The 21473-nt window shown below is 71.7% G+C and carries 20 protein-coding genes and 1 tRNA gene; 12 read left to right on the forward strand and 9 right to left on the reverse strand.

Annotation, left to right across the window (positions count from 1 at the left end):
- Nucleotides 1-17 precede the first annotated feature (17 nt).
- Nucleotides 18-1709, forward strand: a complete 1692-nt coding sequence (gene paaN / locus IF655_RS01460) for a phenylacetic acid degradation protein PaaN (protein ID WP_199581553.1) — start codon at nucleotides 18-20, stop codon at nucleotides 1707-1709.
- Nucleotides 1710-1743: 34 nt separating this feature from the next.
- Here the strand turns inward: paaN and IF655_RS01465 are convergent, their stop codons facing one another.
- From IF655_RS01465 to IF655_RS01475, 3 genes are read right to left on the reverse strand one after another with little or no spacing between them, the layout of a single operon-like run.
- The gene (locus IF655_RS01465; RefSeq protein ID WP_199581554.1) at nucleotides 1744-2502 is read right to left on the reverse strand and encodes an RNA methyltransferase; all 759 of its coding nucleotides are present in this window, start codon (nucleotides 2500-2502) and stop codon (nucleotides 1744-1746) included.
- On the reverse strand, nucleotides 2499-3713 hold the full coding sequence (locus IF655_RS01470; RefSeq protein WP_199581555.1) for an HTTM domain-containing protein: 1215 nt from the start codon (nucleotides 3711-3713) through the stop codon (nucleotides 2499-2501). The genes IF655_RS01465 and IF655_RS01470 overlap by 4 nt, the downstream gene beginning before the upstream one ends.
- Nucleotides 3710-4678: a DUF5819 family protein gene (locus IF655_RS01475; protein ID WP_199581556.1), complete on the reverse strand. Its 969-nt coding sequence runs from the start codon at nucleotides 4676-4678 to the stop codon at nucleotides 3710-3712. Before IF655_RS01475 ends, IF655_RS01470 begins: the two co-directional genes overlap by 4 nt.
- 422 nt (nucleotides 4679-5100) lie before the next feature.
- On the opposite strand from IF655_RS01475, the gene paaA reads away from it, so the two are divergent.
- The 5 genes from paaA to paaE are packed head-to-tail and all read left to right on the forward strand — an operon-like array spanning nucleotide 5101 to nucleotide 8723.
- Nucleotides 5101-6120 carry a 1,2-phenylacetyl-CoA epoxidase subunit PaaA gene (paaA, locus tag IF655_RS01480; RefSeq protein ID WP_199581557.1) on the forward strand — a complete coding sequence of 340 codons (1020 nt, stop codon included), beginning with the start codon at nucleotides 5101-5103 and terminating at the stop codon, nucleotides 6118-6120.
- Nucleotides 6117-6404 carry a 1,2-phenylacetyl-CoA epoxidase subunit PaaB gene (paaB, locus tag IF655_RS01485; RefSeq protein WP_161179987.1) on the forward strand — a complete coding sequence of 96 codons (288 nt, stop codon included), beginning with the start codon at nucleotides 6117-6119 and terminating at the stop codon, nucleotides 6402-6404. The genes paaA and paaB overlap by 4 nt, the downstream gene beginning before the upstream one ends.
- Nucleotides 6401-7120, forward strand: coding sequence for a 1,2-phenylacetyl-CoA epoxidase subunit PaaC (gene paaC / locus IF655_RS01490; protein ID WP_199581558.1), 720 nt, complete (start codon nucleotides 6401-6403; stop codon nucleotides 7118-7120). The genes paaB and paaC overlap by 4 nt, the downstream gene beginning before the upstream one ends.
- Nucleotides 7114-7659 (forward strand): 1,2-phenylacetyl-CoA epoxidase subunit PaaD, encoded by a 546-nt coding sequence (paaD, locus tag IF655_RS01495; RefSeq protein ID WP_199581559.1) that lies wholly within the window; start codon nucleotides 7114-7116, stop codon nucleotides 7657-7659. Before paaC ends, paaD begins: the two co-directional genes overlap by 7 nt.
- A complete protein-coding gene (gene paaE, locus IF655_RS01500; protein WP_199581560.1) occupies nucleotides 7659-8723 on the forward strand; it encodes a 1,2-phenylacetyl-CoA epoxidase subunit PaaE in 1065 nt (354 codons plus the stop codon). Before paaD ends, paaE begins: the two co-directional genes overlap by 1 nt.
- Before the next feature lie 43 nt (nucleotides 8724-8766).
- Here paaE and IF655_RS01505 read toward each other — a convergent pair whose 3' ends face one another.
- From IF655_RS01505 to IF655_RS01525, 5 genes are all read right to left on the reverse strand, one after another.
- Nucleotides 8767-9096, reverse strand: coding sequence for a rhodanese-like domain-containing protein (locus tag IF655_RS01505; RefSeq protein WP_199581855.1), 330 nt, complete (start codon nucleotides 9094-9096; stop codon nucleotides 8767-8769).
- Nucleotides 9097-9169: 73 nt separating this feature from the next.
- On the reverse strand, nucleotides 9170-9982 hold the full coding sequence (locus IF655_RS01510; RefSeq protein ID WP_199581561.1) for a hypothetical protein: 813 nt from the start codon (nucleotides 9980-9982) through the stop codon (nucleotides 9170-9172).
- 130 nt (nucleotides 9983-10112) lie between these two features.
- Entirely contained in the window at nucleotides 10113-10577 is a 465-nt protein-coding gene (locus IF655_RS01515) for a hypothetical protein (RefSeq protein ID WP_199581562.1), read from the reverse strand.
- A gap of 37 nt (nucleotides 10578-10614) precedes the next feature.
- Nucleotides 10615-12030 (reverse strand): DUF2252 domain-containing protein, encoded by a 1416-nt coding sequence (locus IF655_RS01520; RefSeq protein WP_374100159.1) that lies wholly within the window; start codon nucleotides 12028-12030, stop codon nucleotides 10615-10617.
- Between the two features lie 215 nt (nucleotides 12031-12245).
- The gene (locus tag IF655_RS01525) at nucleotides 12246-13724 is read right to left on the reverse strand and encodes an MATE family efflux transporter (RefSeq protein WP_199581564.1); all 1479 of its coding nucleotides are present in this window, start codon (nucleotides 13722-13724) and stop codon (nucleotides 12246-12248) included.
- A 132-nt stretch (nucleotides 13725-13856) separates the two neighbouring features.
- On the opposite strand from IF655_RS01525, the gene IF655_RS01530 reads away from it, so the two are divergent.
- Nucleotides 13857-14390, forward strand: coding sequence for a PadR family transcriptional regulator (locus tag IF655_RS01530; protein WP_199581565.1), 534 nt, complete (start codon nucleotides 13857-13859; stop codon nucleotides 14388-14390).
- 206 nt (nucleotides 14391-14596) lie between these two features.
- Here the strand turns inward: IF655_RS01530 and IF655_RS01535 are convergent.
- Nucleotides 14597-14680: transfer RNA gene (locus tag IF655_RS01535), tRNA-Leu, on the reverse strand.
- Nucleotides 14681-15177: 497 nt separating this feature from the next.
- On the opposite strand from IF655_RS01535, the gene IF655_RS01540 reads away from it, so the two are divergent.
- The 5 genes from IF655_RS01540 to IF655_RS01560 all read left to right on the forward strand — a co-directional run bounded on the left by IF655_RS01540 (nucleotide 15178) and on the right by IF655_RS01560 (nucleotide 21404).
- Complete coding sequence (locus tag IF655_RS01540; RefSeq protein ID WP_199581566.1) at nucleotides 15178-16026, forward strand: DUF3662 and FHA domain-containing protein; 849 nt, start codon at nucleotides 15178-15180, stop codon at nucleotides 16024-16026.
- Between the two features lie 10 nt (nucleotides 16027-16036).
- On the forward strand, nucleotides 16037-16573 hold the full coding sequence (locus IF655_RS01545; protein ID WP_199581567.1) for an FHA domain-containing protein: 537 nt from the start codon (nucleotides 16037-16039) through the stop codon (nucleotides 16571-16573).
- A gap of 132 nt (nucleotides 16574-16705) precedes the next feature.
- On the forward strand, nucleotides 16706-18238 hold the full coding sequence (locus IF655_RS01550; protein ID WP_206775275.1) for a Stp1/IreP family PP2C-type Ser/Thr phosphatase: 1533 nt from the start codon (nucleotides 16706-16708) through the stop codon (nucleotides 18236-18238).
- A gap of 27 nt (nucleotides 18239-18265) precedes the next feature.
- Nucleotides 18266-19741, forward strand: a complete 1476-nt coding sequence (locus IF655_RS01555; RefSeq protein ID WP_199581569.1) for an FtsW/RodA/SpoVE family cell cycle protein — start codon at nucleotides 18266-18268, stop codon at nucleotides 19739-19741.
- 187 nt (nucleotides 19742-19928) lie between these two features.
- Nucleotides 19929-21404 (forward strand): penicillin-binding protein 2, encoded by a 1476-nt coding sequence (locus IF655_RS01560; protein WP_199581570.1) that lies wholly within the window; start codon nucleotides 19929-19931, stop codon nucleotides 21402-21404.
- The last annotated feature ends 69 nt before the right edge of the window (nucleotides 21405-21473 follow it).

A 21473-nucleotide genomic window follows, 5' to 3' on the forward strand; every position in this document is an offset into this window, starting at 1 on the left:
TGAGGAGTTGGTCCCGCATGGCCGCCCCACTGACCGCCCACGAGCTGATCGCGAAGCACCGGCCCACACTGGACCAGGCTCTGGAAGCGATCCGCACGCGCGCGTACTGGTCCCCGCACCCCGAGCACCCCAAGGCATACGGCGAGCACGGCAGCCTGGACGCCGCCGCGGGCAAGTCCGCCTTCGACGCCGTCCTCGGCACCCGCCTCGACCTGGACCAGCCGGGCACGGACGACTGGGTGGGCGGCGAGATCTCGCCGTACGGCATCGAGCTGGGCGTGACCTACCCGCACGCGGACCTCGACGTGCTGCTGCCCGCCATGAAGGCCGGTCAGACCGCCTGGCGGGACGCGGGTCCCGAGGCGCGCGCGGCGGTCTGCCTGGAGATCGTCAAGCGGATCAGCGACCGCACCCACGAGTTCGCGCACGCCGTCATGCACACCAGCGGACAGGCGTTCATGATGGCGTTCCAGGCGGGCGGTCCGCACGCGCAGGACCGCGGTCTGGAGGCGGTGGCGTACGCGTACGCGGAGCAGGTCCGCACCCCCGGGACGGCCGAGTGGTCCAAGCCGCAGGGCAAGCGCGACCCGCTGAACCTGGCCAAGACGTTCACCGCGGTCCCGCGCGGCATCGGCCTGGTCATCGGCTGCAACACCTTCCCGACGTGGAACGGCTACCCGGGTCTGTTCGCCTCCCTGGCCACCGGCAACGCGGTCCTGGTCAAGCCCCACCCGCGCGCGGTGCTGCCGTTGGCGCTCACCGTGCAGGTGGCCCGCGAGGTGCTGGCCGAGGCGGGCTTGGACCCCAACCTGGTCGCGCTGGCCGCCGAGCGCCCCGGCGAGGGCATCGCCAAGACGCTCGCGACCCGCCCCGAGATCCGCATCGTCGACTACACCGGCTCGACCGCCTTCGGCGACTGGCTGGAGACCAACGCCCGCCAGGCGCAGGTCTACACGGAGAAGGCCGGCGTCAACACGGTGCTCGTCGAGTCCACCGACGACTACCAGGGCATGCTCTCCAACCTGGCCTTCTCGCTGTCCCTGTACAGCGGCCAGATGTGCACCACCCCGCAGAACCTGCTGATCCCGCGCGAGGGCATCCGCACCGACCAGGGCCACAAGTCCTACGACGAGGTGACCGCCGACCTCGCCCGCGCGGTCGACGGGCTGCTCGGCGACGACGCGCGCGCGAACGCCCTGCTCGGCGCGATCGTCAACCCGGACGTGAAAGCCCGCCTTGAGGCCGCCGCCGAGCTGGGCGAGGTCGCCCTCGCCTCCCGCGAGATCGCCAACCCGGACTTCCCGGACGCGGTCGTGCGCACCCCGGTGATCGTCAAGCTCGACGCCGCCAAGCCGGACGACGCGGCCGCGTACACGAGCGAGTGCTTCGGCCCGGTCTCCTTCGCCGTCGCCGTCGACTCGACCGCCGACGCGGTGGAGCTGCTGCGGCGCACGATCCGCGAGCAGGGCGCGATGACGGTCGGCGCGTACACCACCGACCCGGAGGTGGCACGTGCCGTCGAGGAGGTCTGCCTGGAGGAGCCCGCGCAGTTGTCCCTCAACCTCACCGGCGGGGTGTACGTGAACCAGACCGCCGCCTTCTCCGACTTCCACGGCTCGGGCGGCAACCCGGCGGCGAACGCCGCCCTCACCGACGGCGCCTATGTGGCGAACCGCTTCCGGGTGGTGGAGGTGCGGCGGCAGGCGTGAGCCCTCGCGGCTCGCTCCCTGCGCTCGGAAAGGCTCAGGACTCCGCGGGCGCGGCGCCCCCGAAGGCGCTCCAGTGGTACAGCGTCATGGCCACGCTGGTGGCGAGGTTGTAGCTGGAGACCTGGGGGCGCATGGGGAGCGCCAGCAGGTGGTCGGCACGCGCGCGCAGCGCCGCCGACAGCCCGCTGCGCTCCGAACCGAAGGCGAGCACGGCGTCGTCGGGCAGCACCGTCCCGCGGATGTCCTCGCCCTCGGGATCGAGGGCGAACAGCGGCCCTGCGGGCAGCTCGTCGACACCGAGCCGCTCGACGGCGGTCGCGAAGTGCAGTCCTGCGCCGCCGCGCACCACGGTGGGGTGCCACGGGTCCAGCGTGCCCGTGGTGACCACGCCGGTGGCCCCGAACCCGGCGGCCAGCCGGATCACGGCACCGGCGTTGCCGAGGTTGCGCGGCTCGTCCAGGACCACCACGGGGGCGGTCCTGGGCGTACGGGCCAGCGCCCGCAGGTTGGTCTCCCGGGCGGGTCGTACGGCGAGCGCGGCCACGCCGGTCGGATGCGGGCGCGGCACCAGCGTGGCGTACGCCGTCGCGGGCACCTCCGTGAGGAGCGCGTCCAGCGTGTCCGCGAGGTCACCGGCCAGCTCGTCGGCGAGGGCGAGGGTCGCCTTCCGGTCGGTGGTGACCGCCACCGGCACCTCGGCGCCGAAGCGCAGGGCGTGCTTGAGCGCGTGGAAGCCGTCGAGCAGCACGGCGTCCCCGGCGCGCTCGCGCCAGCGGATCAGGGGGTCGGTCATGCCGTGAACCCTACGCGGCCCGCCGAGTCCTCCTCCGGGGCGCGGGGTCCGGGCACGGTGGGACGTCCGCCGCGCCGGAACAGCCGGTCACGCGCGCGTGCCACGCCCCCGCCGACCAGCAGCAGGAAGGCGGTGGGCAGGAAGACGGCGTCGGCCGCGATCATCGCCAGCGAGAAGAACGGCAGTCCGAGGACGACGGCGATGGCGGCGTGCTCCATCATCATCAGCACCAGGAGCACGTTCTTCACCCGCCGGTTGAACAGGGTGAAGGGGAAGGCGACCTGCATCATGACGGTGCCGTAGGCGACGAGCATCATGAGCGTGCCGCTCGCGGACATCAGACCGGCGAGTCCGGGCCAGGGCGAGAAGTAGTCCAGGTGGAGCGGGTAGTAGACGGCGGTGCCGTCCTGCCAGCGCGAGCCCTGGATCTTGTACCAGCCGGCCGTGGCGTAGATCAGGCACGCCTCCGCCATGATCACGAGCAACGCGCCGTTGTGCAGCACGTTCGCGATCACGTCGAGCAGCATCCGGGGCTGCGGCGACCGCGCCCAGCGAGACGCCGCCCACCACAGACCGAGACCCGCCCAGGTCGCCCACAGCAGCGTCGGCACCGGCCAGGCGGACCCGAACCCGCTGGTCAGCGCCACGACGACGAGCGCCGCACCGGACACCGTCCACAGCACCGGACCCACCCGGTCGACGGGAACACGCCCGTCCCGCGCGCGTGCCGACTCCGCACGGGCGGCCCGTCGCGCGTCGAGCGACCAGACCTGTCCGCAGCGCGTGAACACCAGGTAGAGGGACATCAGGTGCAGCACGTTGTCGCCGCCGTCGCCCACGAAGACGCTGCGGTTCTGCAGGGACAGCACGCCCACCATGAACAGCACGGACGCGGTACGGGTGCGCCAGCCGAGCAGCAGCGCGGCACTGGCGAGCACCGCGAGCACATAGAGGACCTCGAACCAGGCGCCGCTGTCGGACCACATCAGCGCGGTGAAGGCGTGGTTCTCCCCGATCAGCCGGTGGGCGAGTTCCCAGCTCCAGGGGCCGTCGGGACCGTACAGCTCCTGGCGGTGCGGGAACTCGCGCAGCAGGAACAGCAGCCAGGTCGCCGCGAACCCGATCCGGATCACCGCGCTCTGGTACGGTCCGAGCGCCGAGCCGGTGACCTGGGCGACGCCGCGCGAGAGCAGCAGGGAGAGCCGGTTCACCGCACACCTCCGGCGGCCTCGTCGGCCGTCACGTTCCACCAGGGCAGCTCGCGGTAGACGGGGCGGGTGGAGATGCGCTCACTGCTCCACGAGGGCGGCGGCACGTTGACGGTCTCCGAGCGGACCTGGACGCGCTGGACGACACCCTGGCTCCTGACGTCGGCCTCGCGCCCCAGGCGCATCGCCACGATGCGGCGCACGTACTCCTCGGAGAGCGCGCCGCGCGTGCCCACCGGGCGGCTGTCCGCGTTGTGCGTGGAGACGAGGAAGTCCCAGGCCCGGCGCAGCTCGTTCTGCTGGGTGTGGCTCGGCACCGGGTTGTGGTCGATGGCGGCGCCGTCCTCCGCCGACAGGTCGACCCAGCCGGTGGTGCGCACCCCGCCGTCCTTCGTCCGCACCTCCGCGCGCGCCTGCACGGCGATGTTCTGCTGCAACGGGTTCGGCGCGAACAGCTTCCAGTTCTGCTCGAACTCCGGATACACCCACGCCTCGACCGCCTTCCCGTGCCGCTTGCTCACGGTGTTCGCGGGCGCGAGGCTCAGGAACACCATGCCGAGGTGCACACAGACGACGACCGCGACGACCCCGAGCGCCACGGCGGCGACGAGGCGATAGGCGGGGGAGAGGGCGGCGACGCCCGAGGGTGCGGTGGCGGGGGGTGCGTAGGGGGGGCTTGCGGGGGTGAGGCTTGACGGGCTGAGGTGGGTGGCGCCGAGGTCGGCGGCGTCGGGGCGGGCCGTCCCGCCGCGCGCGGCCCGCGCCGCGGCACCCTCGGAACCGGCGCTCGCGGAACCGACGACCTCGTCGCCCCCGCCCGGACGGCCGCCGTCCTCCCGACCGTCCGCCCGCTCGCCAGCCGCCCCGTCGACCGTCCCGCCGTCCGGCGCCGGGGCCTCCGCGCGACGCGCACCGGTCGGCCCGTCCGGCCCGCGCGGGGCTCCCGAGTCCTCGTCGTACGCGTCCATTCCGCCCCGTCCCCCGCTTCGCCGCTTCGTCGGAGCACCCGGCACGGGCGCCCCATGGTCAACGGGCGTCCCGTCCCGACGCCCGCACGGAACGGTACTCAGCCCCGCCCGCCGGGCGCAGCCCCGGGTACGGCCCCCGCCCCCGGACCCCGGCCCACGACCGATCGCTCCCACCGTGCCCGGAATGCTCCCCCGCACCCGTCACACCCGCCGCCACCTCCCCTTCCTCACGTCCCGAGCCTCCGCCTGCGCCCCACCGAACCCGTTGTCCACAGACACCCGGGGCAGGTTTTCCACAGCGGTTGACACCCGACGACGGCCCGGCCCACCATTGATGCGCACGGACCGAACGATCGGTCGGGACACGTCCCGGCGGAACCCGAGGTCACTTCCCAGGCACAGCCCGAGGTCAGGGGGACCGCATGGCCACAGCAGCCGAGCACCGCACAGCCGGCCCGCCGTCGGACGGCGCACCCGACGCCGCCGACGACACGGCGGAGCGGCAGCGCGCCTTCGACACGGCCGTGGCGGCGGACGAGCGCATCGAGCCGCGCGACTGGATGCCGGAGCCCTACCGCGCCACGCTGATCCGGCAGATCGCCCAGCACGCGCACTCCGAGATCATCGGCATGCAGCCCGAGGCCAACTGGATCACCCGCGCCCCCAGCCTGCGCCGCAAGGCGATCCTGATGGCCAAGGTCCAGGACGAGGCGGGCCACGGCCTCTATCTGTACAGCGCCGCCGAAACCCTCGGCACCAGCCGCGACGAACTGCTCGACAAGCTGCACACCGGCCGCCAGAAGTACTCCTCGATCTTCAACTACCCGACGCTGACCTGGGCCGACGTGGGCGCGATCGGCTGGCTGGTGGACGGCGCCGCGATCACCAACCAGGTCCCCCTGTGCCGCTGCTCCTACGGCCCGTACGCCCGCGCGATGGTCCGCGTCTGCAAGGAGGAGTCCTTCCACCAGCGCCAGGGGTACGAACTCCTCCTGGCCCTGAGCAAGGGCACCGCCGAGCAGCACGCGATGGCCCAGGACGCGGTGGACCGCTGGTGGTGGCCCTCCCTGATGATGTTCGGTCCGCCCGACGCCGACTCGCCGCACTCGGCGCAGTCGATGGCGTGGAAGATCAAGCGCCACTCGAACGACGAGCTGCGCCAGCGCTTCGTGGACATCTGCGTGCCCCAGGCCGAGTCCCTCGGCCTCACCCTCCCCGACCCGGACCTGCGGTGGAACGAGGAGCGGGGGCACCACGACTTCGGAGTGATCGACTGGACCGAGTTCCAGCAGGTCCTCAAGGGCAACGGCCCGTGCAACGAACAGCGCATCACCCAGCGCAGGCGCGCCCACGACGAGGGCGCCTGGGTGCGGGAGGCGGCCGCCGCCTACGCGGCCAAGCACACCGGCACCGCCGGTGGGACAGGAGCGACTGAGGCATGACGAACACCGAATGGCCCCTGTGGGAGGTCTTCGTGCGCTCCCGCCGCGGTCTCTCCCACACCCACGCCGGCAGCCTGCACGCGCCGGACGCGGAGCTGGCCCTGCGCAATGCCCGCGACCTGTACACCCGGCGCGGCGAGGGCGTCTCGATCTGGGTCGTCCCGGCGACCGCGATCACCGCGTCCTCCCCGGACGAGAAGGACCCGTTCTTCGAGCCGTCCGCCGACAAGCCCTACCGCCACCCGACGTTCTACGAGATCCCCGAGGGGGTGCGGCACCTGTGACCGTCACCGTGCCCGCGACCGCAGCGCTCGCCCTCGGCGACGACGCCCTGGTGCTCTCCCACCGCCTCGGCGAGTGGGCGGGACACGCCCCCGTGCTGGAGGAGGAGGTCGCGCTCGCCAACATCGCGCTCGACCTCCTCGGCCAGGCCCGTGTGCTGCTCTCGATGGTGGGCGACGAGGACGAGCTGGCCTATCTGCGTGAGGAACGCGCCTTCAGCAACCTCCAGTTGGTGGAGCAGCCCAACGGCGACTTCGCGCACACCATCGCCCGCCAGCTCTGCTTCTCCACCTACCAGCACCTGCTCTACGCCGAACTCGCCACCGGGGACAGCCCGTTCGCCCCGCTGGCCGCCAAGGCGGTCAAGGAGACCGACTACCACCGCGACCACGCCGAGCTGTGGACCCTGCGCCTCGGTGACGGCACGGAGGTCAGCCGGGAGCGGATGCGGCAGGCCGTCGAGGCGCTGTGGCGCTTCACCGGGGAGATGTTCCAGCCGGTCGAGGGACTGGACGTCGACTGGTCCGCACTCGACCGGCGCTGGCTGGAGTCGGTGACGGACGTGCTCGGCCGCGCGGGCCTGTCCGTGCCCGAGGGACCGCGCACCGGTGCCTGGTCGGCGGGCGCGGGACGCCAGGGGCTGCACACCGAGTCCTTCGGCCGGATGCTCGCGGAGATGCAGCACCTGCACCGCAGTCACCCGGGGGCGACATGGTGACGGCCACCGCCCTGGAGGCGGAACTGCTGGAGCTGGCGGGTTCGGTGCCCGACCCCGAGCTTCCGGTGCTCACGCTGCACGAACTGGGCGTGGTGCGTGCGGTGCGCGTCGGTGACTCCGGCGCGGTCGAGGTCGAGCTGACCCCCACGTACACCGGCTGTCCGGCGGTCGAGGCGATGAGCGCCGACATCGAGCGGCTGCTGCACGAGCACGGCGTCCACGAGGTCAGGGTCCGTACGGTCCTCAGCCCCGCCTGGTCGACCGACGACATCACCGCCGAGGGCCGCCGCAAGCTGGAGAGCCACGGCATAGCTCCCCCGCGCCCGCACCGCGCCGCCGGTCCGGTCGCACTGTCCCTGGGCCCCACCCGCACCACGGGCCACGACACGGACGCGACCGGTGCCGCCGACCCCGTCCGCTGCCCGCACTGCCACTCCACGGAGACGGAGCTGCTCAGCCGGTTCTCCTCCACCGCCTGCAAGGCGCTGCGCCGCTGTCTGTCCTGCCGTGAACCCTTCGACCACTTCAAGGAGTTGTGATGGCGCGCTTCCACCCGCTCCTGGTGGCCGAGGTCGAGCGGCTCACCGACGACTCGGTCTCGCTGACCTTCGCCGTGCCGCCCGAACTGCGCGAGGAGTACCGGCACAAGGCCGGTCAGCATCTCACGCTGCGCCGCCGCGCCGACGGCGTGGACGTCCGCCGCACCTACTCGATCTGCTCCCCGGCCCCCGACCCGGCAGGCGAGGGTCCGGGCACGCTGCGGGTGGGGGTGCGCCTGGTCGACGGCGGGGCGTTCTCCACGTACGCGCTGAAGGAGATCGGCGTCGGTGACGTGCTGGAGGTCATGACCCCGGCCGGCCGTTTCACGCTGGACCCGGCGCCGGGTCTGTTCGCGGCGGTGGTCGGCGGCAGCGGCATCACCCCGGTGCTGTCCATCGCCGCCACGCTGCTGGCCCGCGAGCCCTCGGCCCGCTTCTGCCTGATACGCAGCGACCGCACAGCCGCCTCGACGATGTTCCTGGAGGAGGTCGCGGATCTGAAGGACCGGTACCCGGAGCGGTTCCAGTTGGTCACCGTGCTCTCCCGCGAGGAGCAGCAGGCGGGTCTGCCGTCCGGCCGCCTCGACCGGGCCCGGCTCGCGGAGCTGCTGCCCGCGCTGCTGCCGGTGGACCGGGTGGCGGGCTGGTTCCTGTGCGGACCCTACGGCCTGGTGGAGGGCGCCGAGCGGGCCCTGCACGGTCTTGGCGTGGACCGTACCCGCGTCCACCAGGAGATCTTCCACGTGGACGAGGGACCCGTCCCGGCGGCGGTGATACCGGCGGCAACGCACAGCACCGTGACCGCGCGACTCGACGGTCGTGCCGGGACCTGGCCGGTCGCGGAGGGGGAGTCCCTGCTGGACACGGTCCTGCGCAACCGCTCGGACGCGCCCTACGCCTGCAAGGGCGGCGTCTGCGGCACCTGCCGGGCCCTGCTGGTGACCGGTGAGGTCCGCATGGACCGCAACTTCGCCCTGGAACCGGAGGAGACCGAGGCGGGCTATGTGCTGGCCTGCCAGTCCCACCCGCTGACGGCGAAGGTGGAACTGGACTTCGACCGATAGGGACCGCGCCCGCGGTCAGAAGAGAAACGGGCCGCGACGGCGGTTAGACGACGAAGCCGTCCTTGCCGTCGTCGGTCACCACGGGACGGCCGGACGCCTGCCAGACCTGCATGCCGCCGTCGACGTTCACGGCGTCGATGCCCTGCTGGACCAGGTACATGGTGACCTGCGCCGAGCGACCGCCGGAGCGGCAGACCACGTGGACGCGGCCGTCCTGCGGGGCCGCCTCGGTCAGCTCGCCGTAGCGGGCCACGAAGTCGCTCATCGGGATGTGCAGGGCGCCCTCGGCGTGGCCCGCACGCCACTCGTCGTCCTCGCGGACGTCCAGCAGGAAGTCGTCGTCCTTGAGGTCCGCGACCGCGACGGTGGGCACACCAGCTCCGAAATTCATGTCCCCGACGCTACCCGAAGCATGCTCCGGCGCACTCCCGCGCCGGAGCGGGCGCTCATTCCTGGGTCAGCAGGGCGGCGAGGTCGTTCTCGCGGTGCTGGATGTCGCTCCTGAGGCGCTCGGCGATCTCCTCCAGGAGGCTGTCCGGGTCGTCCGGGGCCAGGCGCAGCATCCCCGCGATCGCGCCGTCCTCCAGTTCGCGCGCGACCAGGGTGAGCAGTTCCTTGCGCTGGCTCAGCCACTCCAGGCGGGCGTACAGCTCGTCGGCGGGGCTGGGCTGCCGCTCGGGCGGCACCGGGCCCGCGGCCCACTCCGCTGCCAGCTCCTGGAGCAGCTTCTCGTCGCCGCGGGCGTAGGCGGCGTTGACGCGGGTGATGAACTCCTCGCGCCGCTTGCGCTCGTTCTCCTCCTGCGCGAGGTCCGGGTGAGCCTTGCGGGCCAGCTCGCGGTAGAGCTTGCGGGCCTCCTCGCTGGGGCGCACCCGCTCGGGCGGCCGGACGGCCTGGTCGGTGAGCATCGCGGCCGCCTCGGGGAACAGACCGTGGCCGTCCATCCAGCCGTGCATCAGCTCCTCGACGCCCGGTATCTGCTGGAGGGCGGCGCGGGCCTCCTCGGCGCGGCGGATGTCCTCGGGGTCCTGCGTCTGGGCGGCGCGCGCCTCGGCGATGCGGGCGTCCAGCTCCTCGATGCGGGCATAGAGGGGACCGAGCCGCTGCTCGTGCAGCCGGGCGAAGTTCTCGACCTCGACGCGGAAGGTCTCCACGGCGATCTCGTACTCGATCAACGCCTGTTCGGCGGCGCGCACGGCCTTTTCCAGCCGTTCCTCGGGCCGCGATGCCTTGGACTGCTCAGCTTCCGGGGTCGTCACCCGACCAGCCTAGGCCACGGCCGGTCCGGCACACCCCCGACGACCGCACCGACCACACCAACCACACCAGCCGCACCTCCGGGACGGTCGCACCCGACCGCCCGCGCCCGACCGTCCGCGCCCGTCCGCCTCAGCCCTCCGGGCAGGCGGCAGGCACCCATTCCGCCTCCAGGTCCTGGCAGGCGACCACCAGGGTGCCGGGGCGGCAGGCGAGTTCATGGGTGCAGCCGCCGGGGCGCGGCAGGATCTCGTCGAGGATCACGTCGCCGAGGGAGGCGGGGTCGCAGACGCCGAGGACGTCCGACTGGAAGCGGGAGACGCCCTTGTAGCGGACGACCAGGTCCTCGTCGTGGCGGAAGCAGTTGTGGCGGAAGCGGATCTCCACGTCGCCGTCGCCGGTGCGGCGCACCCGGGCGGGCAGGAGATCGCTGACACAGCGTCTGTCGCCGGGGTCGTAGTGCGCGGGGTCGGTCGCGAACGCGCGGGCGCCCGGCGGCAGTCCGGCCGCGATACCCGGCAGCCTGGCCAGATAGGGCCGCGCGTCGGCGGACACCGGCTCCTCGCCCGCGCCACCGCTCAGTTCGACGTACTTCACGTCATCACCCCGGCCCCCGGCTGCCCGGCATCGACGATCACACTCCCGCTTCTGCCGCGATCCGCCCGGACCGCACCGCGGACAGCAGCCGCGCGTGGTCGGCCTCGGTGAGATCGGCGTAGGCGACGGAGAAGGCGGCGACAGCCTCGTCCAGCTCCTCGTTCTTGCCGCAGTAACCGGCGATCACGCGCGGGTCGGCGCTGTGGGAGTGGGCGCGGGCCAGCAGGGCGCCGGTCATGCGGCCGTAGTCGTCGAGCTGGTCGGCGGCGAGCGCGGCCGGGTCGACGCTGCCCTTGCGGTTGCGGAACTGCCGTACCTGGAAAGGACGTCCGTCGACCGTCGTCCAGCCCAGCAGGATGTCGCTGACGACCTGCATCCGCTTCTGGCCGAGCACCACGCGCCGTCCCTCGTGCTCCACCGGCGCCACCGGGAAGCCCGCCTCGGGCAGATGCGGGAGCAGCGCGGAGGGGCGGGCCTCCTTGACCTGGAGGACGAGCGGCTCGCCCCGATGGTCGAGGAGCAGGACGACATAGGAGCGAGTGCCCACGCTGCCCGTGCCGACCACGCGGAAGGCGACGTCGTGCACGGCGTGCCGGGCCAGCAGCGGGAGCCGGTCCGCCGAGAGCGTCGACAGATAGGGCTCCAGGGAACCGGCGACGGCGGCGGCCTCGGCGTCCGGCACGCGGCGCAGCACCGGGGGAGCGTCCACGAAGCGGCGCCCGCCCTCGGGCGTCTCCTCGGTCGACTTGGCGGCGAACCGCCCGCTGGTGTTGGCCCGCGCCTTCTCCGCGACCCGCTCCAGGGTGCCGAGCAGGTCGTGGGCGTCGGTGTGGGAGACCAGCTCCTCGTCCGCGATGGCGTTCCAGGCGTCCAGCGCGGGCAGCCTGGCCAGCAGCCGCATGGTGCGCCGGTAGGCGCCCACGGCATCCCGGGCGGCGGCACGGCAGGTGTCCTCGTCGGCACCGGCCTCGCGTCCGGCCAGCACCAGCGAGGTGGCGAGCCGCTTCAGGTCCCACTCCCAGGGACCGTGCACCGTCTCGTCGAAGTCGTTGAGGTCGATGACCAGGCCGCCCCTGGCGTCGCCGTACAGACCGAAGTTGGCCGCGTGGGCGTCGCCGCATATCTGCGCGCCGATCCCGGTGACGGGGGTGCGCGCCAGGTCGTACGCCATGAGCCCGGCCGAGCCGCGCAGGAAGGCGAACGGCGTCGCGGCCATCCGCCCCACCCGGATCGGCGTCAGCTCGGGTATCCGCCCGGCGTTGGACTCCACCACGGCGTCGACGGCGTCCGGACGCTCCGCGTCGACCTCCAGCGTGCGGTGGGCTTCGCGCGGCACCCGCTCGCGCAGCGCCTTGCCCCCGGCCTTGGCCGAACCGCTCGGCGGCCACTGGGCGAACCCGCGTATCCGGGGCAGCCTGGCCACGGTCTCCTCGCCGTCCGGCCCGGACACCACGTCCGCACCCGCTCCGGTCACCCCGACCGCCTCCCCCGCACACCGATCCCTCGCGCTCCCGCACGAGCGCTTCGAACATCAACTCGTGCAGACCGTACATGCGGCGACGTGATCGCGTCAGACCCTGTGGACAACTCGTCGGTTGTGGACACGGACCTGTCCCGACCGGAACGAACCCACCGACCCGCCAACGGACTTCGCGTCACGCCACCCCGTCACACACCCCTCCCGCCCCCGGCGGAGCCACCCCTCGGTCGCACCCACTTCCAGAACATCAGCGCCGTCATCCCCCACTGCACCCCCGTACCGAGGCTCATCGACAGCCACACCCCGCGCACTCCCAGCCCGCCCACCGAACTCAGCCAGTGCGCCAGCGGGAGCTGCACACACGCGCCCACCGCCGTCACCCACAGCAGCGCGCGAGCACGTCCGCCGCCCATGAACACCCCGCCCGGTCCGACGACTCCGGCGAGCGCCACCAGATACGGCAGCAGGAACCACAGCAGCACGGAACCGGAATCGACGACGCCGTCCGCGCTCGTGAAGAACCCCGTCACCACGCGCCCGCAGAGCGCGAGCACCAGCCCCGCACCCGCCCCCACCAGCACGGCGAGCAGCCCGCTCTGCACCCCGATCACCCGGTCGGCCACCAGCCCCGCGCCCCGCGCCCGGGCCGTGAGGATGCCGCCCGCCTGACGCAGGGCGTAGAACGCCATGGTGACGAAGAGGATCACCTTGGTGCCGATGCCGTAGGCGGCGAGCGGGTCCTCGCCGAACCGCGCGACCATGCCCAGCAGAGCCGCGCCGATCCCCATGCGCAGCATGAAATCCCCCGACGCGGGCAGCCCGACACCCAGAACGCGCCGCAGCGCCCCGGTCCAGCCCAGCCCCGCACCTCTCTCCGTGCCGGACCCCACCCAGCGCCCCGCAGTCACCTCCAGCACCACACCCCGCCTGCGCCACAGCAGCACCAGACTCACGCCGAGAGCGACCGCCCGCCCGAGCACCGTCCCCAGCGCGGCTCCCCGCACCCCCAGCGCGGGCAGCGCCCCCACCCCGTAGATCAGCAACGGGTCCAGGAGCAGCACGCACCCGTTGGCGATCAGCGCGGTCCGCATCGGTGTCCTGGTGTCCCCGAGCCCCTTGAAGATGCCGTCCACGACGTTCTGCGCGAAGAAGACGGCGAGCCCGGGAAAGGAGACGGAGAGGAACTCGCCCACCAGGTGCCGCACTTCGCCCGCGCCCCCGCCCACCAGCAGCCCCGCCACCTCGCCACGGAAGAGGAAGCCGCCCCCGGCGACCACGACCGTGACGACCAGCCACAGCACACCGACCGCCTTGATCACGGGTGGAATTTCAGCCAATCTTCCAGCCCCGACCGCATCCGCGAGCACCATGGTGACGCCGGTGCCGGCCATGAGGATGACCCCGAGCAGCAGGTTCTCCAGCGTCCCGGCGGCGGCCACCGCGCCGACCGCCGCCCCGCCCAGGCGCGCCACCCAGAGCGTGTCCACGACGCCGACGACCACGCCGGACAGCAACTCGCAGTAGACCGGCAGCCCCAGCCCGAGCAGCGCCCGCCGGACCTCCGCCGGACCGAGCGCCTCCGCCGGACCGAGCGCCCCCGCCCCGCCGGACCCCACCGCCGTACCGCCGCCACGCACAGCAGCCCGTCCCGATCCCCCGAACCGCACCAGAACTCCCCCCAAACCCACCGGAAAACAGCCCAGTTGATCCCGGGCGCCAAGGAGGCTACCTCGATTAGTGACACTCGAATAGAGGTAGCCCACACTGAGAGACGCCCGAACCTCCCGCGAAGGACCCCCGTGCTGCCCCTCTCGATCCTCGGTTTCCTGGCGGAACGCCCGCTGCACGCCTACGAGTTGCGCCGCCGCATCTCCGATCTGATCGGCCACAACCGCCCGGTCAGCGACGGCGCGCTCTACCCGGCCGTCAACCGCCTCCGCCAGGCCGGGCACGTCGAACGCCGGGCCGAGCCGGGCGAGAGCGCGCCCACCCGGCAGGTGCTGCGGATCACGTCCTCCGGCCGCGCCGAGCTGCTGCGCAGGCTGACCGAGCCGAAGGAGACCGAGATCACGGACGGCGGCGCCTTCTTCACCCTGCTCGCCTTCCTCGGCCAGGTCCCGGACCCCGCCCGCCGAGCCGCCGTCCTGCGCCGACGGCTCGACTTCCTGACCGCCCCGGCCGGCTTCTTCACCCGCTCCGGACAGCCGGTACGCATCAAGGACGAGGAGGACCCCTACCGCAGGGGAATGCTGATCATGGCTCGCGCGGCCCAGCGGGCGGAACGGGCATGGCTGGAGGAAACGCTCCGCGAACTGGAGACGAAGCTCCCCTGAGGGCGAATCGAAGAAGGCGCCCGCAGTGCTGAGACGTTACTCACAGAAGCCCTGCGCGGCGGCTCCCCCGCAGGGCGCGACGCGAAGCCGCTCGAAGCGAACGCACGTGACCCGCGGCACCTCGGAGCGAACCCGAGACGGCGTCACCACCGGCCCCGGACACGACAATGGGCGGCACCGTTTTCACGATGCCGCCCATTGGACTGTGCGCGAGGGGGGAGTTGAACCCCCACGCCCTTTCGGGCACTGGAACCTGAATCCAGCGCGTCTGCCTATTCCGCCACCCGCGCATTGGGTGTGTCTTCCGTTTCCGGCCCTTTCGGGCTGGCCCCTTCCGACATCGAGAACATTAGCACGCCGTCCGGGGTGGATTCACATCCCTTCCCGCGACCCCCTCCACCACCCCTCACCAGCGCACCTGTCCCTCACGAGGGCACACGCGCTCCCTCCCGTCCCGCCCGGCGCGACCCGACGCGCCGCCTCCCGCACGCCCGCACCGGCTCCCCCGTCCCGCCCGGCCCGGTCTTCCCGCACGGAGATGCCTTGTTCAGGTATCAACCTCGTACCGGTCCGGCCCGTCTTATCCACAGGGGGACCGGGCTCACCGCCACGTGCGGGACACTGGAGCCGAGCCGCCTCTACGATCCTTGCCTCAAGGAGTTCAGAAGGGGGCGGCTGGGGGAACCGGCTGATTGCCGGGCGCGTAGATACGATCAGTAAGCGGTACGGGCCGAGCGGCGGGTACCGAGCACGGCAAGCAGTACGGCAGCGACGGAGGAGGTGCCCCGTGGGAGTCCTGAAGAAGTTCGAGCAGCGTCTCGAAGGTCTGGTCAACGGCACCTTCGCCAAGGTGTTCAAGTCCGAGGTCCAGCCGGTGGAGATCGCCGGCGCGCTCCAGCGCGAGTGCGACAACAACGCCACGATCTGGAACCGCGACCGCACGGTCGTGCCCAACGACTTCATCGTGGAACTGAGCACACCCGACTTCGAGCGCCTCAGCCCCTACTCCGGACAGCTCGGCGACGAGCTGGCCGGCATGGTGCGCGACTACGCCAAGCAGCAGCGCTACACCTTCATGGGCCCGATCAAGGTCAACCTGGAGAAGGCCGAGGACCTCGACACCGGTCTGTACCGGGTGCGCAGCCGCACCCTGGCCTCCTCCAGCAGCCAGCAGGCGCCCGGAGCCCCGCAGCCCGGCGGCCAGCCCCCGGCCGGCCCCCAGGGCGGCTACGGCTACCCGCCCGCCGCCGCCCCGCCCATGCCGTCCGCGCCGCCCCCCGGCGCCCGCCCCGGGGGCTACGGTTACCCGCAGCCCGCCACCCAGCGGCCCGCGGCCGCCCCCATGGGCGGCGGCCAGACCCGCTACTGGATCGAGATCAACGGCACCCGCCACCAGATCTCCCGCGCGACCCTCGTGCTCGGCCGCAGCACCGAGGCCGACGTGCGGATCGACGACCCCGGCGTCTCCCGCCGGCACTGCGAGATCCGGACCGGAACGCCCTCGACGATCCAGGATCTCGGCTCCACCAACGGCATCGTGGTGGACGGGCAGCACACCACCCGCGCTACGCTCCGCGACGGCTCGCGGATCGTCGTGGGCAGCACCACCGTTATCTATAGGCAAGCCGAAGGGTGAAGCGGGGGCAATGTCAGAGCTGACCCTCACGGTCATGCGGCTGGGTTTCCTGGCCGTACTGTGGCTGTTCGTGATCGTGGCCGTGCAGGTCATCCGCAGCGATCTGTTCGGTACGCGCGTCACCCAGCGCGGTGCGCGCCGGGAAGCGGCCCGCCCGCAGCAGGCCGCCCGCCAGCAGGCCGCGCCCCCGCAGCAGCGCGCCCAGCAGGGCCGCCGGGCCCAGCAGAGCGGCGGCGGCCGCCAGCGGCGCAACGCACCCAGCAAGCTCGTCGTGACCGAGGGCACGCTGACCGGCACCACCGTCGCCCTCCAGGGCCAGACGATCACCCTGGGCCGCGCCCACGACTCCACGATCGTGCTGGACGACGACTACGCCTCCAGCAGACATGCCAGGATCTACCCGGACCGCGACGGTCAGTGGATCGTCGAGGACCTCGGCTCCACCAACGGCACATACCTGGACCGGTCCCGGCTGACGACGCCCACGCCGATTTCGCTGGGAGCGCCGATCCGCATCGGCAAGACCGTCATCGAGCTGCGGAAGTAGTACGACAATGAGCGAGCGGAGCGAGCACGCAACGGCGGACCTCACCCCGGTCCCCGGCGCGCTCCCGACCGGAGGGTGGGCAGTGTGGCTCGACACGACCGGCTGTACCCGGAGCCGACGGGCGAGGTGCGCATGAGTCTGTCACTGCGCTTCGCCGCCGGATCGCACAAGGGCATGATCCGGGAAGGCAACGAGGACTCCGGTTACGCCGGTCCGCGCCTGCTCGCCATCGCCGACGGCATGGGCGGCCAGGCGGCGGGTGAGGTCGCGTCCTCCGAGGTGATCTCCACCCTGGTCACCCTCGACGACGACGTGCCCGGCTCCGACCTGCTCACCTCCCTCGGCCAGGCCGTGCAGTACGCCAACGACCAGCTCCGCAGCATGGTCGAGGAGGACCCCCAGCTCGAAGGCATGGGGACCACCCTGACCGCCCTGCTGTGGACCGGCCAGCGCCTCGGCCTGGTGCACGTCGGCGACTCGCGCGCGTACCTGCTGCGCGACGGGATGCTCACCCAGATCACGCAGGACCACACCTGGGTGCAGCGCCTGGTCGACGAGGGCCGGATCACCGAGGAAGAGGCCACCACCCACCCGCAGCGCTCCCTGCTGATGCGCGCGCTGGGCAGCGGCGACCACGTGGAGCCCGACCTCTCGGTCCGCGAGGTCCGCGCCGGTGACCGCTATCTGATCTGCTCCGACGGTCTCTCCGGCGTCGTCTCCCACCAGACGATGGAGGAGACCCTCGCCAGCTACCAGGGACCGCAGGAGACCGTGCAGGAGCTGATCCAGCTCGCGCTGCGCGGCGGCGGCCCCGACAACATCACCGTGATCGTCGCTGACGTCCTCGACCTGGACACCGGCGACACCCTCGCCGGTCAGCTCTCCGACACCCCCGTGGTGGTCGGCGCCGTCGCCGAGAACCAGCTCCACCTGCACGACAACGGCATCATGCAGACCCCGGCGGGGCGCGCCTCCGGGCTCGGCCGCCAGGGCCGCGGCCAGGGCGGCGGCGGAGAGTACGGCGGCTCCGGCTCCGGCGGGGACTACGAGGGCGAGAGCTACACCGACGACGACTTCGTCAAGCCCCGCAAGGGCCGCCGGTGGCTCAAGCGCACGTTCTACAGCGCCCTCGCCCTCGCGGTGATCGGCGGCGGCGTCTACGGCGGCTACCGCTGGACCCAGACGCAGTACTACGTCGGCATCAACGGCAAGCACGTCGCGCTCTACCGGGGCATCAGCCAGAACCTGGCCTGGGTCTCCCTCTCGAAGGTCGAGAAGGACCACCCCGAGATCGAACTCAAGTACCTGCCGACGTATCAGCAGAAGCAGGTCAAGAACACGATCGCGGCGGGCGGCCTCGAGCAGGCCCGCACCAAGATCGACGCTCTCGCGCTCCAGGCGTCGGCCTGCCGCAAGCAGGCCGAACGCGCGGCCGCCGGGAGCGAGAGCGACAAGACGGGCCGGAATTCGGCGACGGGCGGCACCACCACCGCCACCCGCACCTCCTTCACGGCCACGGGGTCCCCGACCCCGAACCCGTCGGGATCGGCCCAGCCGTCCACCGCGTCGCCCTCGAAGTCCCCGACCGCAACCGCCACGCCCCGGCCCGGCCCGAGCCTCTCCAAGGATGAGCAGAAGGTCGTCGATCAGTGCGGCAAGCAGTAGGCAAGCCGTGAGAGGCCCCGTCACACGATGAGCAGTACTACCAACACGCCGACGCACCAGACGTCCACGATCGGCTCCATCGGCGCACCGAGCCGTCGCAACACCGAGCTGGCCCTGCTGATCTTCGCCGTGGTCATCCCGGTGTTCGCCTACGCCAACGTGGGCCTGGCCCTGAACGACGAGGTCCCCACCGGGCTGCTCGGCTACGGCCTGGGTCTCGGCCTGCTGGCCGGCGTCGCCCACCTCGTCGTCCGGAAGTTCGCGCCGTACGCCGACCCGCTGCTGCTACCGCTGGCCACCCTGCTCAACGGGCTCGGTCTGGTGTGCATCTGGCGCCTGGACCAGTCCAAGCTGCTGCAGTCCATCGGCCAGGCGGGCGGCAAGGCGACCAACCAGCTCGTCTACACCGCGCTGGGCATCGTCCTGTTCGCCGTCGTGCTGATCTTCCTCAAGGAACACCGCACGCTGCAGCGGTACACCTACATCTCCATGGCGGCGGCTCTGGTCCTGCTGCTGCTCCCGCTGGTGCCCGGCCTCGGCGCCGACCTGACCTACGGCGCCAAGATCTGGATCAAGATCGGCAGCTTCACCATCCAGCCCGGCGAGTTCGCCAAGATCGCGCTCGCGGTCTTCTTCGCCGGCTATCTGATGGTCAAGCGGGACGCGCTCGCGCTCGCCAGCCGCCGCTTCATGGGTCTCTACCTGCCGCGCGGCCGCGACCTCGGTCCGATCCTGGTGGTCTGGTTCATCTCGATCCTGATCCTGGTCTTCGAGACCGACCTCGGTACCTCGCTGCTGTTCTTCGGCATGTTCGTGATCATGCTGTACGTCGCCACCGAGCGGACGAGCTGGATCGTCTTCGGTCTGCTGATGTCCGCGGCAGGCGCCGTCGGCGTGGCCACCTTCGAGCCGCACGTCCAGACCCGTGTGCAGGCGTGGCTCGACCCGATGCGCGAGTACAGGCTCAGCCGCACGATCACGCACGACGGCATCCCCCACTCCGACCAGCTCCAGCAGGCGCTGTGGGCGTTCGGCTCCGGCGGCACCCTCGGCACCGGCTGGGGCCAGGGCCATTCCGAGCTGATCCGCTTCGCCGCCAACTCCGACTTCATCCTCGCCACCTTCGGCGAGGAGCTGGGCCTGGCGGGCATCATGGCGATCCTGCTGATCTACGGCCTGATCGTCGAGCGCGGTGTGCGCACCGCCCTCGCCGCCCGCGACCCCTTCGGCAAGATGCTCGCGGTGGGTCTGTCCGGCGCCTTCGCGCTCCAGGTGTTCGTCGTCGCCGGCGGTGTGATGGGTCTCATCCCGCTGACCGGTATGACGATGCCGTTCCTCGCCTACGGCGGTTCGTCCGTCATCGCCAACTGGGCCCTCATCGCCATCCTCATTCGCATCAGCGACACGGCCCGTCGCCCCGCGCCCGCCCCCGCCGCCAGTCCCGACGCCGAGATGACCCAGATCGTCCGGCCCGGCGACAACGGACCCGCCGCCGAGGCGTGAGCGCCCGCGACCACGGCGGCGTGGCGGCCCTCAGGGGCCCGCTGCGCCGCCGTACGACCGTCACGGGTCAGCCGGGGCACACAGCCGGTGCCCCTAGACTGTGGGCGGCCGAGGACGAGCGCCAGCACCAGCGACACCGAGAGACTGAAGCAACAGGCGCCCCTGTTAGCTTGTGGAAAGGCCGGACGTGAACAAGCCCCTGCGCCGAATCGCGATCTTCTGCGGACTCCTCGTCCTGGCACTGCTGATCCGCGACAACTGGCTCCAGTACGCCCAGGCCGACAAGCTGCGCACGGACCCCGACAACCGCCGCGTCGCCATCGAGCGTTACGCCTCCCCGCGCGGCGACATCATCGTGGACGGCAACCCGATAACGGGTTCCGTCGAGACCAAGGCCGGCGACTACAAGTACAAGCGCACGTACAAGAACGGGCCCATGTGGGCGCCGATCACCGGCTACTCCTCCCAGGCGTTCGACAGCAGCCAGCTCGAAAAGATCAACGACGGCATCCTCACCGGCAACGACGACCGGCTCTTCTTCCGCAACACCCTCGACATGATCACGGGCAAGCCGAAGCAGGGCGGCAACGTCGTCACCACGCTCAACGCCGCCGCGCAGAAGGCCGCGTACAGCGGTCTGAAGGCCCAGGGCGGCAAGGGCGCCGTGGTCGCGCTGGAGCCCTCCACCGGCAAGATCCTGGCGCTGGCGTCCTACCCGTCGTACGACCCGTCCTCCTTCTCGGGCGACCGCAACAGCGACTCGGCCGCCTGGCAGAAGCTGCAGAAGAAGAACGACTCGTCGGACCCGATGCTCAACCGGGCGCTGCGCGAGACCTACCCGCCGGGCTCCACCTTCAAGGTCGTCACCGCGGCGGCGGCGCTGCAGAACGGCCTGTACTCGTCGGCCGACCAGAAGACGAACTCGCCGCTGCCCTGGGTCATGCCCGGCACGCAGACCGAGCTGAAGAACGAGGGCAACCTGCCCTGCGAGAACGCGACGATGCGTGAGGCGCTGCGCGTCTCCTGCAACAGCGTCTTCGGCAAGATCGGCGCCGACCTCGGCAACGACAAGATGCTCGCCGAGGCGAAGAAGTTCGGCTTCGACTCCGAGCAGTTCGTCCCCGTCCGCTCCAACGCCTCGGTGTTCTCGGACAAGATGAACGACTCGCAGACCGCGCTGTCCTCCATCGGCCAGTACAACACCGCGGCCACCCCGCTGCAGATGGCCATGGTCGCCTCGGCGGTCGCCAACGACGGCAAGCTGATGAAGCCGTACATGGTGGACGAGCTGCAGTCCTCCAACCTCGACCCGATCGAGAAGACCGAGCCGAAGGAGCTGAGCCGCCCGCTGACGGCGCAGAACGCGCAGATCCTCCAGTCGATGATGGAGACCGTGGTCAAGTCGGGCACGGGTACCAAGGCGCTGATCGACGGAGCCACCGTCGGCGGCAAGACCGGTACCGCGCAGCACGGTGTGGAGAACAGCGAGAACCCGTACGCGTGGTTCATCTCCTTCGCCAAGCTCCCCGACAACAGCTCCCCGGTCGCGGTCGCGGTGGTCATCGAGGACGACAACGCCAACCGTGACGACATCTCCGGCGGCGGCCTGGCCGCCCCTATCGCGAAGAGCGTCATGCAGGCGGTCATCAACTCCAAGAAGTGAGCCCGATCACGTCATCTTCACAACGGTGCACGTTGCGATACCGGTCCGGTATCGGGTTACCGGCTTGGC

The organism is Streptomyces sp. DSM 110735 (assembly GCF_016482685.1).
In the GTDB taxonomy this organism is placed as follows: domain Bacteria; phylum Actinomycetota; class Actinomycetes; order Streptomycetales; family Streptomycetaceae; genus Streptomyces.